The organism is Stenotrophomonas sp. Steno-Z2, from assembly GCF_056393235.1.
On record NZ_JBWJOY010000001.1, the window covers coordinates 1,143,914 to 1,158,635 of the forward strand.

Annotated in this window: 15 protein-coding genes; 12 read left to right on the forward strand and 3 right to left on the reverse strand. The window is 70.4% G+C overall.

The features are described 5' to 3' along the window. The first annotated feature begins 5 nt into the window (after window positions 1-5). From AC06FP_RS04955 to AC06FP_RS04990, 8 genes are all read left to right on the forward strand, one after another. The gene (locus AC06FP_RS04955) at window positions 6-524 is read left to right on the forward strand and encodes a TRAP transporter small permease (protein WP_456117646.1); all 519 of its coding nucleotides are present in this window, start codon (window positions 6-8) and stop codon (window positions 522-524) included. A 3-nt stretch (window positions 525-527) separates the two neighbouring features. Beyond that, complete coding sequence (locus AC06FP_RS04960) at window positions 528-1,811, forward strand: TRAP transporter large permease (RefSeq protein WP_456117647.1); 1,284 nt, start codon at window positions 528-530, stop codon at window positions 1,809-1,811. 201 nt (window positions 1,812-2,012) lie between these two features. Then, window positions 2,013-3,071: a LacI family DNA-binding transcriptional regulator gene (locus AC06FP_RS04965; RefSeq protein ID WP_104940059.1), complete on the forward strand. Its 1,059-nt coding sequence runs from the start codon at window positions 2,013-2,015 to the stop codon at window positions 3,069-3,071. A gap of 204 nt (window positions 3,072-3,275) precedes the next feature. Next, window positions 3,276-4,031 (forward strand): 2-dehydro-3-deoxy-D-gluconate 5-dehydrogenase KduD, encoded by a 756-nt coding sequence (kduD, locus tag AC06FP_RS04970; RefSeq protein WP_478074720.1) that lies wholly within the window; start codon window positions 3,276-3,278, stop codon window positions 4,029-4,031. A 98-nt stretch (window positions 4,032-4,129) separates the two neighbouring features. Next, window positions 4,130-4,768 (forward strand): RpiB/LacA/LacB family sugar-phosphate isomerase, encoded by a 639-nt coding sequence (locus tag AC06FP_RS04975; protein WP_478074721.1) that lies wholly within the window; start codon window positions 4,130-4,132, stop codon window positions 4,766-4,768. A gap of 132 nt (window positions 4,769-4,900) precedes the next feature. Beyond that, window positions 4,901-5,500 carry a GTP cyclohydrolase I FolE gene (folE, locus tag AC06FP_RS04980; RefSeq protein ID WP_433854105.1) on the forward strand — a complete coding sequence of 200 codons (600 nt, stop codon included), beginning with the start codon at window positions 4,901-4,903 and terminating at the stop codon, window positions 5,498-5,500. A gap of 161 nt (window positions 5,501-5,661) precedes the next feature. Further along, entirely contained in the window at window positions 5,662-6,039 is a 378-nt protein-coding gene (locus tag AC06FP_RS04985) for an MAPEG family protein (protein ID WP_478074722.1), read from the forward strand. Between the two features lie 81 nt (window positions 6,040-6,120). Further along, the gene (locus tag AC06FP_RS04990) at window positions 6,121-6,264 is read left to right on the forward strand and encodes a hypothetical protein (RefSeq protein ID WP_478074723.1); all 144 of its coding nucleotides are present in this window, start codon (window positions 6,121-6,123) and stop codon (window positions 6,262-6,264) included. A gap of 107 nt (window positions 6,265-6,371) precedes the next feature. Here the strand turns inward: AC06FP_RS04990 and AC06FP_RS04995 are convergent, their stop codons facing one another. Both AC06FP_RS04995 and AC06FP_RS05000 read right to left on the reverse strand, forming a co-directional pair. Then, complete coding sequence (locus tag AC06FP_RS04995; RefSeq protein ID WP_478074724.1) at window positions 6,372-7,115, reverse strand: SDR family NAD(P)-dependent oxidoreductase; 744 nt, start codon at window positions 7,113-7,115, stop codon at window positions 6,372-6,374. A 98-nt stretch (window positions 7,116-7,213) separates the two neighbouring features. Further along, window positions 7,214-7,990, reverse strand: a complete 777-nt coding sequence (locus AC06FP_RS05000; RefSeq protein WP_478074725.1) for a sulfite exporter TauE/SafE family protein — start codon at window positions 7,988-7,990, stop codon at window positions 7,214-7,216. 81 nt (window positions 7,991-8,071) lie between these two features. Here AC06FP_RS05000 and AC06FP_RS05005 point away from each other — a divergent pair, with 81 nt between their 5' ends. From AC06FP_RS05005 to AC06FP_RS05020, 4 genes are all read left to right on the forward strand, one after another. Further along, window positions 8,072-8,467 carry a YchJ family protein gene (locus tag AC06FP_RS05005; protein ID WP_478074726.1) on the forward strand — a complete coding sequence of 132 codons (396 nt, stop codon included), beginning with the start codon at window positions 8,072-8,074 and terminating at the stop codon, window positions 8,465-8,467. Between the two features lie 78 nt (window positions 8,468-8,545). Continuing rightward, on the forward strand, window positions 8,546-9,823 hold the full coding sequence (gene egtB, locus AC06FP_RS05010; protein WP_478074757.1) for an ergothioneine biosynthesis protein EgtB: 1,278 nt from the start codon (window positions 8,546-8,548) through the stop codon (window positions 9,821-9,823). 1 nt (window position 9,824) lies between these two features. Continuing rightward, window positions 9,825-10,799: an L-histidine N(alpha)-methyltransferase gene (gene egtD / locus AC06FP_RS05015; RefSeq protein WP_478074727.1), complete on the forward strand. Its 975-nt coding sequence runs from the start codon at window positions 9,825-9,827 to the stop codon at window positions 10,797-10,799. 71 nt (window positions 10,800-10,870) lie between these two features. Next, a complete protein-coding gene (locus AC06FP_RS05020; protein WP_478074728.1) occupies window positions 10,871-13,030 on the forward strand; it encodes a lytic murein transglycosylase in 2,160 nt (719 codons plus the stop codon). Between the two features lie 155 nt (window positions 13,031-13,185). Here the strand turns inward: AC06FP_RS05020 and AC06FP_RS05025 are convergent, their stop codons facing one another. Then, entirely contained in the window at window positions 13,186-14,370 is a 1,185-nt protein-coding gene (locus AC06FP_RS05025) for a benzoate/H(+) symporter BenE family transporter (RefSeq protein WP_478074729.1), read from the reverse strand. Between the last annotated feature and the right edge of the window lie 352 nt (window positions 14,371-14,722).

A 14,722-nucleotide genomic window follows, 5' to 3' on the forward strand; every position in this document is an offset into this window, starting at 1 on the left:
CCGCGATGACCGACTCCACTCCCCGCACTCCCCCGGCCGGCCTGCAGCGCGCGCTGGAGACGCTGGCCACCGCCGTCATCCACGTCGCCGTCGTCGCCCTGCTCGGGTTGGTGGTGGTGCAGGGCTGGCAGGTGTTCGCCCGCTACGTCATCAACGATTCGCCCAGCTGGACCGAACCGGTCACCCTGCTGCTGCTGAGCACGGCGATGAGCATGGGCGCGGCCGCCGGCGTGCACACCAACCGCCATTTCGGCTTCTTCCTGCTGGCCGACCACCTCAACCCGCTGGCCCGCCGCGCGGTCGACGCGGTGGTGCCGCTGGTGGTGGCCGCCATCGGCGCGGTCATCGCCTGGTGGGGCTGGGCGCTGTGGATCGACGGCCTGCACATCAAGACCGCCGGCGCCAACCTGCCGCAGAGCGTGAACTACCTGCCGCTGAGCGTCGGCGGCGCGCTGATGGTGGTGTTCGCGTTGAACCGGCTGCGGCTGGCGCTGCAGCCGGCCGCCCTCGAAGGAGACCGCTGAACCATGGGCATCGCAATCCTGTTCGCCGTGTTCGGCGCGCTGCTGCTGATCGGCGTGCCGGTGGCCTACGCGCTGGCCGCCGCCGCGCTGGCCACTCTGCTCTATCTCGACCTGCCCAGCGTGGTGCTGGTGCAGCAGATCTCGGCCGGCACCGGCTCGGCCTCGCTGATCGCCATTCCGCTGTTCATCTTCGCCGGCGAGATCATGATGCGCGGCGGCATCTCCGAGCGCCTGATCGCGCTGGCCGCCTCGCTGGTCGGGCGCCTGCGCGGCGGCCTGGGCCAGGTGTCGATCCTGTCCTCGCTGTTCTTCGGCGGCGTCTCCGGCTCGGCCATCGCTGACGTCTCGGCGGTGGGCGGCACGATGATCCCGCAGATGGTGCAGCGCGGCTACGACCGCGATTTCGCGGTCAACGTCAGCATCACCGCGGCGCTGGTGGCGCTGCTGGTGCCGCCCTCGCACAACCTGATCCTGTTCTCGGCCGCGGCCGGCGGCGGCCTGTCCATCGCCGACCTGTTCGCCGCTGGCGTGGTGCCGGCGCTGCTGATGACCGTGGTGCTGATGGTCACCGGCTACGCCGTGGCGCGGCGCCGCGGCTACGGCGTGGAAGCCTTCCCCGGCCTGCGCGCGGTGCTGCTGCGGCTGGTCGCCGCCCTGCCCGGCCTGGGCCTGGTGGCGCTGATCTTCGTCGGCATCCGCGCCGGCATCTTCACCGCGGTCGAATCGGCGGCCATCGCCGTGGTCTACGCGCTGCTGGTCACCGTCGTGCTGTACCGGCAGCTGCGCTGGCGCGTGTTCCTGGACACGGTGATCCATGCCGCACGCAGCACCGGCGTGATCCTGTTCGTGATCGCCACCGCGGCGGTGTTCGGCTGGCTGCTGGCCTACCTGCAGGTGCCGGCGGCGGCGGTGGCTTTCCTGCAGTCGTTCGCGCACAGCAAGTTCATGGTGCTGCTGATGATCGTGGTGATGCTGCTGCTGCTGGGCACCTTCATGGACCTGGCGCCGATGATCCTGATCTGCACGCCGATCTTCCTGCCGGTGGCCAGGGCCTATGGCATCGATCCGATCCACTTTGGCCTGGTGCTGGTGCTGACCGGTGGCCTGGGCCTGGTGACGCCGCCGGTGGGCTCGGTGCTGTTCATCGGCACCGCGATCGGCAAGATCACCGTGGGCCAGAGCATGAGGACGATCTGGCCGTTCTGGCTGGCCGGGCTGGGCGTGCTGCTGGTGGTGACGTTCTTCCCGCAGCTGTCGCTGTGGCTGCCGGCGCTGCTGCGCGGCTGAGCACCGTCACGGCCGGGGCCGGGCCGACGATTCCGGCCCGGGGCGCCGTCTCGGGCTAACATCACCGCCTGGCGCGGGCTCCCGGCCCTGCCCCGGCGCATGCCGCCGGCGGCGGCGGGAGGCCGCCGCGCCGTCCACGTCGCCGTGCCCGCCGGGCGCGGCTTTCGCCAGAACCCGTTCCGCTGGATGGTTTGCAAGGACATGTCATTGCGCAAGAAGGCCGATTCCGACGCCACGACCCGGCCACTGGGCAGGGCCGCGACCATCAACGACATCGCGCGCCTGTCCGGCGTCTCCAAGAAGACGGTGTCGCGGATCATCAACAACTCGCCGCTGGTGCGGAAGGACACGCGCGAAAAGGTCGAAGCGCTGATGCGCGAGGTCGGCTACGCGCCCGACCCGCTGGCGCGCGGCCTGGCGTTCCGGCGCTCGTTCCTGATCGGCATGGTCTACGACAACCCCACCGCGCAGTACGTGGTGGACATGCAGTACGGCGCGCTCGACGCGCTGCGCGGCTCCAGCTTCGAGCTGGTGGTGCACCCCTGCGACACCCGCAGCCCCGGCTACATCGAGGGCGTCAAGCGCTTCGTGCAGCAGCAGAAGCTGCACGGCGTGATCCTGGTGCCGCGCGCCTCCGAGGACCAGGCGCTGGCCGACATGCTGGAAGAAATCGGCTGCCGCTACACCCGCATCGCCTCGCTGCCGCTGGACGACACCTCGCAGATGGTGATCACCCACGACCGCGACGGCGCCGCCGAGGCCGCCGACTACCTGCTCTCGCTCGGCCACCGCGACATCGCCCTGATCACCGGCCCGTCGGCCTACCGCTCGGCGCACGAGCGCACCGCCGGTTTCATCGACGCGCTGCAGCGGCGCGGCATCGAACTGCCGCCGGCGCGCATCATCGAGGCCGGCTACACCTTCGAATCCGGCGTGGCCGCGGCCGAGAAGCTGCTGCTCGGCAAGCAGCGCCCCACCGCCATCTTCACCGGCAACGACGAGATGGCCGCCGGCGTCTACAAAGTCGCCATGCGCGCCGGCATCAACATCCCGCGCGAACTGTCGGTGGTGGGCTACGACGACAGCCCGCTGGCCTCGCGGCTGTGGCCGTCGCTGACCTCGGTGCGGCGCAATACCCGTGACACCGGGCGCACCGCCGCGGCGATGCTGATCCAGCCCGAAGGCCAGGCCGCGCTGCAGATCGCCAGCGTGCGCCCGCACCTGATCGTGCGCGATTCCTGCCAGCCGCCCCTGGATTGACCCCCAACCCATTGTTCCGGAAAGGAAGCCAGCATCCCGCGTTGCGGAATGACACCGGTTTCCTAATTGGCTATGATGGCCCCGCACCGCATCCAGCGGGGTCCGTCCAGCGCGGGCCCACGCCGCCGCCGCGCCGTATCGCCCACCGGGCAAGGCATGGCGCCGCAACCCACCTCCGTACTACCGCTCAGGGAGAGGAACACCATGACGAATCCATTCAGCCTCGAAGGCAAGGTCGCACTGGTAACCGGTGCCAATACCGGCCTGGGCCAGGGCATCGCGCTGGCGCTGGCTGCCGCCGGTGCCGACATCGCCGGTGCCGGCATCGTCCCGGCCGAAGAGACCGCGGAGAAGGTGCGCGCGCTGGGCCGCCGCTTTCTCAACATCGAGGCCAACCTGATCAGCATCGAGCCGGTCGAGCGCGTGGTGCGCGAAGCCGTCGAGGGCCTGGGCCGGCTGGACATCCTGGTCAACAACGCCGGCCTGATCCGCCGCGCCGATGCGGTGGAATTCAGCGAGAAGGACTGGGACGACGTGATGAACGTCAACATCAAGTCCGCCTTCTTCATGTGCCAGGCCGCCGGCAGGCACTTCATCGCCCAGGGCCGCGGCAAGATCATCAACATCGCCTCGATGCTGTCCTTCCAGGGTGGCATCCGCGTGCCGTCCTACACCGCCTCCAAGAGCGGCATCGCCGGCATCACCCGGCTGCTGGCCAACGAATGGGCGCAGCAGGGCGTGACCGTCAACGCCATCGCCCCGGGCTACATGGCCACCGACAACACCGCGCAGCTGCGCGCCGACGAGGACCGCAGCAAGGCCATCCTGGACCGCATCCCGGCCGGCCGCTGGGGCAGGCCGGAAGACCTGGGCGGCACCGCCGTGTTCCTGGCCTCCAGCGCCTCGGACTACGTCAACGGCGCGGTCATCCCGGTCGACGGCGGCTGGCTGGCGCGCTGATCCCGCCTTTTCCTTCCCCCGCAGGGCGGAAGGGGGGCGCATGGGCGCCCGCAATACCCCCCAGAACACGCTTCCACAGAACAACAGAGAGTCACGCCATGAAGATCGCCCTGATGCAGGAATTCAGCCAGGCCGCCAAGAACCCGGTGGTGCTGGAACAACTCAACACCGTCGCCGCCGCGCAGGGCCACGAGGTGTTCAACGTCGGCATGGACGGTGACAACGACCACCGCCTGACCTACATCCACCTGGGCATCTGCGCCGCGCTGCTGCTCAACGCCAAGGCCGTGGACTTCGTCGTCGCCGGCTGCGGCACCGGGCAGGGCGCGCTGATGTCGCTCAACGCCTGGCCGGGCGTGTACTGCGGCTACTGCATCGAGCCGACCGATGCTTTCCTGTTCGCCCAGGTCAACAACGGCAACGCGCTGTCGCTGCCGTTCGCCAAGGGCTACGGCTGGGGCGCGGAAATCAACATCCGCTACATCTTCGAGAAGGCCTTCGCCGGCGAGCGCGGCCAGGGCTACCCGGCCGAGCGCAAGGAGTCGCAGATGACCAACGCCGGCATCCTGGCGCAGGTGAAGCAGGGCGCCTCCAAGGAGTTCATCGCCGGCCTGAAGGCCATCGACCCGGAGCTGGTGAAGCAGGCCGTCGGTGGCGCGCGCTTCCAGAAGGCGTTCTTCGACAACGCGCAGGACGCGGAGATCGTGGCCTACGTGAAGGGCGTGCTGGGCCAGTAAGGGCAGGGCACGGAACCCATGAGCGAGGGCGCCTGCGGGCGCCCTCGTCGTTTCCGGCGCCCATCGCCGCCGATGCCCCGGCGGCACCCGGCTGGTAGCATGTCCACCCCCGAAATCCAGGCGCCGTCACCCATGGCCGACTCCAAGAACCCGTCCGTCACCCAGGCCCAGGCCGAGGAGGCCGTGCGCACCCTGCTGCGCTGGGCCGGCGAAGATCCCGCCCGCGAGGGTCTGCTGGATACCCCGCGCCGCGTGGCCGAGGCCTACGGCGACTGGTTCAAGGGCTACCAGGACGATCCGCGCGAGTACCTGGCGCGTACCTTCGAGGAAGTGGCCGGCTACGACGAGATGATCGTGCTGCGCGACATCGAGTACGAAAGCCACTGCGAGCACCACATGGCGCCGATCATCGGCCGCGTGCACGTGGGCTACGTGCCCAACGGCCGCGTGGTCGGCATCTCCAAGCTGGCGCGCGTGGTCGAGGCCTATGCGCGCCGCTTCCAGGTGCAGGAAAAGATGACCGCGCAGATCGCCGACGTCATCCAGGACGTGCTGCAGCCGCTGGGCGTGGGCGTGGTGGTGGAAGGCTCGCACGAGTGCATGACCACCCGCGGCATCCACAAGCGCGGTGTCAGCATGGTCACCTCGCGCATGCGCGGCAGCTTCCACGACGACGCCCGCACCCGCGCCGAGTTCCTGCGCTTCATCGAAGTGGGCCAGGCGCGCCGCTGAGCTGCCGATATTCCTTCTCCCTCCGGGAGAAGGTGCCCCGAAGGCGCGGACGAGGGTACGGGCGAAGCCTCGTGCATCCGAACACGGCAAGGGCTTCGCCCCTTACCCTCACCCCAACCCCTCTCCCACCGGGAGAGGGGCTTCACCTATGAGAGAACCCCATGCACTACGTCGAACTGGTCGCAATGCTGGCCATCGTGCAGTACCTGTTCTTCGGCGCGATGGTCGGGCGCGCGCGCGGCCGTTACGGCGTCAAGGCGCCGGCGGTCAGCGGCCACGAAGGCTTCGAGCGCGCGTACCGCGTGCAGATGAACACCCTGGAGCTGCTGGTCGCGCTGCTGCCGGCACTGTTCGTTGCTTCCCGCTTCTGGCCGGCTGCCTGGGTGGCCGGCATCGGCGCGGTATACCTGGCCGGCCGTTTCGTCTACTGGCGCGCCTACGTGCGCGCGCCGTCCAGCCGCGCGCTGGGCTTCGCGCTGTCGATGCTGCCGCTGATCGCGCTGGTGTTGCTGGCCCTGGCCGGCGCGGTGCTGCGCTAGGGCAGGGCGATCCTCACTGGGGCATGTTGCCGGTGCCGCGGTTCCGTTCCACGATGGATACGTTGACGACAGGAGGTTGCGATGAAACAGCGTTGGTTGTTCCGGCGCCATTGGCCATGGCTGGCCCTGCTGCTGGTGGCCGGTCTCTGGGAAATCCGTGCCGACCTCCTGGAGATGCATGACGCTACGGCGCGCCGGCTCGCCCAGCTCGACGCCGAGCATTAGCGCGAACCGCCTCTGCCGCGGTCCGGTACGGCGGCAGACAAGGGGAGCCTCGCGGCTCCCTTTGTCGTTCCTGGCAACGCCGGGCCAGGCGGCCGCCTGCGGCGGACTCAGCGCGCCGAAAAGCCGCCGTCCACCAGGTGGTAACTGCCGGTGATGAACGAGGCCTGGTCCGACAGCAGGAAGCAGGTCAGCGCCGCCACTTCCCCGGCGCTGCCCAGGCGCCCGGCCGGATGCAGGGCGACCAGGCCGTCGTAGGCCGTGCGGTCCATGCCGGCCAGCAGCGGCGTGTCGATGAAGCCCGGGCCGACCGCATTGATGCGCAGCCCGCGCGCGGAATATTCCAGCGCCGCGGTCTTGGTCATGCCCACCAGCGCGTGCTTGGCCGCCACATAGGCGGTAGAGCCGGCCCAGCCGTTGCTGCCGAGGATCGAGGCCATGTTGACGATGGCGCCGCCGCCGCTGGCCAGCATCGCGGCGATCTCGTATTTCATCGAATAAAAAACGCCGTGCAGGTTCACGCCGAGCACGCGGTGCCATTCCTCCAGCGGGTAGTCGGCGGTGGCCAGGCTGGCGCCGCCGATGCCGGCGTTGTTGACCGCCAGGTGCAGCCCGCCGTACTCGGCGACGGTGGCCTCCACCAGTTGCCGCACCGCGTCGGCGTCGCTGACGTCGAGCTGGCGGGCGCGGGCCTGCGCGCCGATGCCCGACGCCGCCTGCTCGGCGGCATTTCGATCCAGGTCGGCGATGATGACCTGCGCGCCGCTGGCGGCCAGCTGCCGGGCGACCGCTTCGCCGATGCCCGAGGCGGCGCCGGTGACCAGGGCGACCTTGCCGGAAAAATCCAGTTGCATGGGGGTTCTCCAGGGCGGCGAGGGAGGGCCGCCATGGCACCATCATCCGCATCGGCCGTGGTGGCGGCGTTGCGTTCGATCAAACCGCCGTGCCGCGTTCAGCCGGAGAACGTGTCCCACGCCATGCGCGCGATCAGCACCACCACCAGCAGCAGGAACAGCCTGCGGATCAGCGGCGTGCCGCCACGCAGCGCCAGCCGCGTGCCGGTCACCGACCCGGCCACGTTGGCCACCGCCATCGGCACCGCGAAGGCCAGCAGCACGTTGCCGCTGGGCACGAAGAACGACAGCGCGGCGACGTTGGTGGCCAGGTTGACCACCTTGGAGGCGGCCGAGGCGCGCAGGAAGTCCAGGCCGAAGAAGCGGATGAACAGGAAGATCAGGAAGCTGCCCGTGCCCGGCCCGAAGAAGCCGTCGTAGAAGCCGATCACCGCGCCCATCGCCAGCGCGATGGCCAGTTCGCGGCGGCCCACGCTACGCGGCCGGTGCATGGCGCCGAAATCCTTCTTCGCCAGCGTGTAACCGAGCATCACGATCAGCAGCGTCAGCACCAGCGGCCGCACCGCGTCCTTGGACAGCAGGCTGACCGCGGTGGCGCCGAGGAAGGCGAACACGAACGCCGTCGCCGCCGCCAGCAGCACCGGCCGCCACGGGAACCGCACCGAGCGTGCGTAGCGCCACGTCGCCGCGCCGGTGCCGAACACCGAACTGAATTTGTTGGTGCCCAGCAGGGCGGCCGGCGTGTGCTGCGGCAGCACCGTGAACAGGCCCGGCAGCTGGATCAGCCCGCCGCCGCCGACCGCGGCATCCACCAGCCCGGCGATGAAGGCGATGGCCAGCAGCCATGGCAGTTCGGTGGGCAGGAGTTCCAGCATGGTCGGACCTGAACAGGGGGCGCGACAGCATACGCCTGTGCCGGCTGGCCGCGGTGGCGGCGTGGGTGGGAAAATGCGCGCATGCAGATCGCCCCGACGTCTCCCTGTCCCTGCGGCTCCGGCCACGCCCATGGCCGCTGCTGCGCGCGCTGGCATGCCGGCGAGGCCGCGCCCGATGCCGAAGCGATGATGCGCTCGCGCTACTGCGCCTACGTGACTGGCAACGCCGACTATCTGCTGGCGACCTGGCATGCCGATACGCGGCCGCAGGCGCTGTCGCTGGACGACGCGCCCGGCCAGCGTACGCAGTGGCTGGGCCTGGACGTGAAGCGCCACCGGGTCACCGGCGCCGACACCGCCGAAGTGGAATTCGTCGCCCGCTACCGCGTCGGCGGCGGCAGCGCCGTGCGCCTGGCCGAACACAGCCGCTTCGTGCGCGAGGACGGCCGCTGGTACTACCTCGACGCGCTTGCCTGAACACCGCGCGGCGCCGATGACGCCGCGCTAACCGGGCATGGCTAAGCTCGGGGCATGCAGATTTCCAGTGCCGCATTGCTGAAGGCCTCCAGCGCTGCGACAACGCCACCCACTTTGGCGGAGCGTTACCGCGCCGTGCGCCAGGCCAGCCTGGCGCTGGCCGCGCCGCTCACCGCCGAAGACGCGATGGTGCAGAGCATGCCCGACGCCAGCCCGGCCAAGTGGCATCTGGCGCACACCACCTGGTTCTTCGAACAGTTCGTGCTTGGTCGCCACCCCGGCTACCGGCCGCTGCATCCGCAGTGGCAGGCGCTGTTCAACAGCTACTACCAGAGCGTGGGTCCGGCGCATGCGCGTGCGCAGCGCGGCCTGCTGTCGCGGCCGTCACTGGCGCAGGTGCTGGAATACCGCGCCCAGGTCGACGACCGCATCGGCCAGGGCCTGCGCGCCGGCACCCTCGACGATGAGGCGCAGCGCCACCTGCTGCTCGGCCTGCAGCACGAGCAGCAGCACCAGGAGCTGTTGCTGACCGACATCAAGCACGCGCTGTGGAGCCACCCGCTGCAGCCGGCCTACCGCGAGGACCTGCCCGCGCCGCCCGCCTCGCCGACCCGCGACGCCGCGCTGTGGATCGAAAACCCCGAGCGCATCGTCGAGATCGGCGCGCCGGCCTGGCCTGCGCATGCGCGCTTCGCCTACGACAACGAATCGCCGCGGCACCGCGTGCTGGTGCCGGCGCATGCGCTGGCCGACCGCCCGTTGAGCAACGCCGAGTACCGCGCCTTCATCGACGATGGCGGTTACCGCGATCCGCTGCTGTGGATGAGCGACGGCTGGGCGCAGCTGCAGGCCGGCCAGTGGTGCCGTCCGCTGTACTGGGACGAGGCGCTGGAACGCGAGTACACCCTGGGGGGCTGGCGCGCGCTGGATCCGGATGCGCCGGTCTGCCACCTGGGCTGGTTCGAGGCCGATGCCTGCGCGCGCTGGGCCGGCGCGCGCCTGCCCACCGAGTTCGAGTGGGAAGCGGCGGCGTCGGTGCGGCCATTGGCCGGGAATTTCGCCGATGCCGGCCTGCTGCACCCGGCGGCCGCGCCGGCCGCCGAGCCCGGGGTGCCGCGGCAGCTGTTCGGCGATGTCTGGGAATGGACCAGCAGCGCGTACGGCGCCTATCCCGGCTTCCGCCCGTTGCCGGGCGACGCGGGCGAATACAACGGCAAGTTCATGTGCGGCCAGTTCGTGCTGCGCGGCGGCAGCTGCGCCACACCGGGCGGACATGTACGCGCCAGCTACCGCAATTTCTTCCCGCCCTCGGCACGCTGGCAGTTCGCCGGCCTGCGCCTGGCCAGGGACCTCTGAGATGGGCGCGCCGGACCCGCTGCTGGAGGGGCTGGTCGACCACCGCCCCGACCGCGCCACCCTCACCGCCGACGTGCTCGCCGGGCTGTCGGCGCGGCCGCGCGCGCTGCCGTCCAAGTATTTCTACGACGCGCGCGGCTCGGCGCTGTTCGAGTGCATCACCCGGCAGCCGGAGTACTACCTCACCCGCACCGAACTGGACCTGCTGCGGCAGGTGCTGCCGGAGATCGCCGCGCAGGTCGGGCCGCAGGCGCGGGTGGTGGAGTACGGCAGCGGCAGCGGCCGCAAGACCCGGCTGCTGCTGCAGGCGCTGCAGGACGTGGTGGCCTATACGCCGGTGGAGATTTCGCGCACCGCGCTGCTGGACAGCGTGCGCGCGCTGGCGGCGGATTTCCCCGCCATCGAAATGCTGCCGGTGTGCGCCGACTTCACCGCGTTGCCGGCGCTGCCGCCAGCGCGGCGCCCGGCGCGGTGCACGCTGCTGTTCTTCCCGGGCTCGACCCTGGGCAATTTCACCGAAGCGGCGGCGGTGTCGATCCTGCGCGGAATGCGCCAGGCGATGGGGCCGGACGGGCTGGCCCTGATCGGCATCGACCTGGACAAGGACCCGGCCATCATCGAGGCCGCCTACAACGATGCGGCCGGCGTCACCGCCGCCTTCACCCTCAACCTGCTGGCGCGCCTGAACCGCGAGATCGGCAGCGACTTCGACCTGTCCGGCTTCGCCCATCGCGCCCGCTACGCGGCCGCGCGTCGGCGCATCGAGACATCCCTGGTCAGCCGCCGCGCGCAGGTGGTGCACGTGGCCGGGCGGGCGTTCGCGTTCGAGCGCGACGAAGCCATGCACGTGGAATACAGCCACAAGTACGACGACGCGCAGTTCGCCGCGATGGCGGCCGCGGCCGGGTTGCGGGTAGCCGCGGCCTGGGATGCGCCCGCGCGCATTTTCGGCCTGCGCCTGCTGCGTGCGGCCTGACGCCCACGGCCGCTGCGCCACCTCTTATTATCATCGGTGGCGTTCCACGGGATGAGGCAGGGAGCCGTTGCATGAAATCGACTCGAGGGTTGTCGGCACTGGGCCTGGTCTGCGTACTCGTCGCGGCATCACAGGCGCGTGCCGCCACCGCTGATTTCGGCAGCTGCGGCGCGAGCCTGCGCGATGCGGCCGTCGCCCAGGGCATGGCCGCCGAACGTTTCGACAGCCTGTTCGCCGGCGTCGCACCGGACATGAGCGTGCTGCCCCTGCTCGACGCACAGCCCGAGTTCACCACGCCGATCTGGGACTACCTCGCCGCCCTGGTGGATGCGCAGCGCGTGGCCGATGGCCGCGCCATGCTCGCCACCCATCGCGACCTGCTCGACCGCATCGCCGCGGAATATGGCGTCGATCCGGCCACCGTGGTCGCGGTGTGGGGCGTGGAAAGCGACTACGGCCGCATCGCCGGCAAGCGGCCGCTGCTGCAGTCGCTTGCCACGCTGTCCTGCAATGGCCGCCGCCAGCCGTTCTTCCGCGGCGAACTGCTCGCCCTGCTCAAGCTGATCGACCGTGGCGACCTCGCTGCCGACGGCCTCACGGGTTCCTGGGCCGGCGCCTTCGGCCAGACCCAGTTCATGCCCTCCACCTACGCGCGCATCGCGGTCGATGGCGACGGTGACGGCCGCCGCGACCTGGTCGCCAGCATCCCCGACGCGCTGGCGTCCACCGCCAACTACCTCAAACAGTCGGGCTGGCGCAGCGGCCAGCCCTGGGGCGTGGAAGTGCGTCTTCCCGCCGGTTTCGACGCCACCCTGGCCGGGCGCACCAAGCGCAGGCCGCTCGCCGCCTGGCGCGCGCTGGGTGTCACCGGGGTCGATGGCGGCGCGCTGCAGGCCGCGGCGATGGCCGACGACAGCGCCGCCGCGCTGCTGCTGCCCGCGGGCGCGAAGGGGCCCGCCCTGCTGGTGTTCCGCAACTACGACGCGATCTATTCCTACAACGCGGCCGAGAGCTACGCACTGGCCATCGCCACCCTGGCCGACCGCCTGCGCGGCGGCAACGGCCTGGTGGCCGCCTGGCCCACCGACGATCCGGGCCTGGGCCGCGCCGAGCGCCGCGAGCTGCAGACCCTGCTGCTCGCGCGTGGCCACGCCATCGGCGCCGCCGACGGCATGGTCGGCGACGCCACCCGTCGCGCCCTCCGCGTCGAGCAGCAGCGGCTGGGCTGGCAGAACGCCGATGGCCGCGCCGGTACCCGCATCCTGCAGGCGCTGCGCGACGCCACACCGGCGACGCCCACGGTCTTCCGGCTGCCCGCCGACCCCCCGCAGTTCGTCCAGTCAGCCATCGTACGGAGCAAGGTTTCAATGAAGGATGTGCAGGGCCTGAGCACAGGCGATTTCAACGGCTTCACCGCCTGGAAGGTGGAAACGCCATTCTCCACCGCGGCCATCAGCGTGTTCGGCGGCCAGCTGCTGTCGTTCGTGCCCACCGGCGGCCGCGACGTGATGTGGCTTTCGCCCACCGCGAAGCAACCGCCCACGCCGATCCGTGGCGGCAGCCCGGTGTGCTGGCCGTACTTCGCCCGGCAGGGGCAGGGCAACGACGTGCCCTCGCACGGCTTCGTGCGCACCGTGCCGTGGGAACTGCGCGACGCCCAGCGCGAATCCGACGGCACCGTGGTGCTGACCCTGGCGCCGCGGGTGCTGGAAGGCCTGGCGCTGCGCCTGACCATGAAACTGCGCATCGGCCGCACGCTGGAACAGGAGCTGCTCACCGAGAACGCCGGCAGCCAGCCGGTGGTCTTCACCCAGGCGCTGCACAACTACTTCAACGTCAGCGACGCGCTGAAGGTCGACGTGGCCGGGCTGGACGGCCTGACCTACCTGGACAAGCTCGATGGCGGCAACGCCCATGTCCAGCAGGGCGACTGGAACCTGCGCGATGCGCGCGATCCCGGCCGCAGCGACCGCATCTATACCCAGGCGCGCGGCCACTACGTGCTGCGCGATCCGGGCTTCGGCCGCAGCATCGACATCACCACCAGCGGCAGCCGTACCGCCGTGGTCTGGAATGCGGGCGAAGCGGCCGCCGCGAAGATGGACGACATCGGCGCGGGCTGGCGCAACTACGTCTGCGTCGAAGCCGGCAACGTCGGCCCGGACGTGATCGAGCTGGCCCCAGGTGGCCGCCACACGCTGAAGCAGGTGTTCGAGGTCAAGCCGCTGTAAGGCTCGCTCCTGAAGCCCCTCTCCCGCCGGGGCGAAACCGCACGGCTTGCGCGCCATCGGCGCGCGTGCGGTTGAGCGCCCACACCGCTGGCGTGGGCCGGGGAGCGGAGCGGGGTTGGGGGGGAGAGGGCCGGGGCCGGGTCGACGCCGAAACGTCAGCGGGTAGGTCGCCGCAACACCAGCAACGCCGCCACACCCGCCACCAGCCCCCAGAACGCCGAACCGATCCCGGCCATCGACAGCCCCGAGGCCGTCACCAGGAACGTCACCAGCGCCGGTTCGCGTTCGCCCTCGTCCTTCAGCGCCACCGCCAGGCTGTTGCCGATGGTGCCGAGCAGCGCGATGCCGGCCAGCGTGGCGATCAGCTCCTTCGGGAACGCGGCGAACACCGCCGCCACCGTCGCGCCGAACAGCCCGATCACGATGTAGAAAACGCCCGCGCTCACCGCGGCCGGGTAGCGCCGCGCCGGGTCCTCGTGCACATCGCGGCCCATGCAGATCGCCGCGGTGATCGCGGCCAGGTTCAATGCGTACCCGCCGAACGGCGCCAGCACCGTGTTGACCGCGCCGATCCAGCCCACCACCGGCGATATCGGCGCGTCGTAGCCCGATGCCTTCAGCACCGCCACGCCCGGCACGTTCTGCGAGGCCATGGTCACGATGAACAGCGGCAACGCGATGCCGAACACCGCCGCCCACGACAGCGTCGGCAGGGTGAACATCGGCTGCGCCAGCTGCAGCCGCACCTGTTCAACGTGCATCAGTCCCTGGCCGCCGGCGATCGCCACACCCACCAGCAGGGTCGCGATCACCGCATAGCGGGGGAACAGGCGCCGTCCAGCCAGATACGTGGCGAACATCGCCAGGACCAGCAGCGGCTGAGTACCGACCGAAACGAAGACATCCAGGCCGAAGCGCAGCAGCACGCCGGCCAGCATGCCCGAGGCCAGCGACACCGGGATGCGTCGCATCGCCCTCTCGAACACGCCGGAAAAGCCGGCCAGCGCCCCCATCAGCGCGGCCAGCACGAAAGCGCCGATCGCATCGGACAGCGGCAGCGCCGTGGCGCCGACTACCAGCATCGCCGCGCCGGGCGTGGACCATGCCGTCACCACCGGCATCCGGTAGCGCAGCGACAGGCCGATGCAGGTCACGCCCATGCCGATGCCCAGCGCCCACATCCACGAGGCGATCTCCGCCTGCCCGGCGCCCACCGCCTGCGCCGCCTGGAACACGATCACCGCCGAACTGGCGAAACCCACCAGCACCGTGATGAAGCCGGCGACGATGGCCGGCAGGGAAAGGTCGCGGAACAACGAGCGCGGTGCGGGATCGGCCATCGTGGTCGGAAGCGGGGAACAGCCGGCATTGTGGCCCAGCGAGGCGGCCGGCCGCCTGCTGCTCCCGTGAAGGAAGCCATCTCATCGCGGCGCCCCCGGGGACGACCAATCGGCGCTCCCCATGCGACACCTTGCCGATTCGGGCGCCTGCGAAGCTTTTCGCGGATCCACCGCACAAAGTGATTGCACATTTCACAAAGATGTCTAGAATTCGCTCCCTCGCTTCACGGCGCCAGTCACTCCGGTGACAGGGACCACGAAGCGGCGGCAACTTCCTCGAAACGAGGTGTTGACGGCAACAAAAAGGCTGCCATAATAGGCGGCTCGCTTCGACGAAACGCCTTCGGGTGTT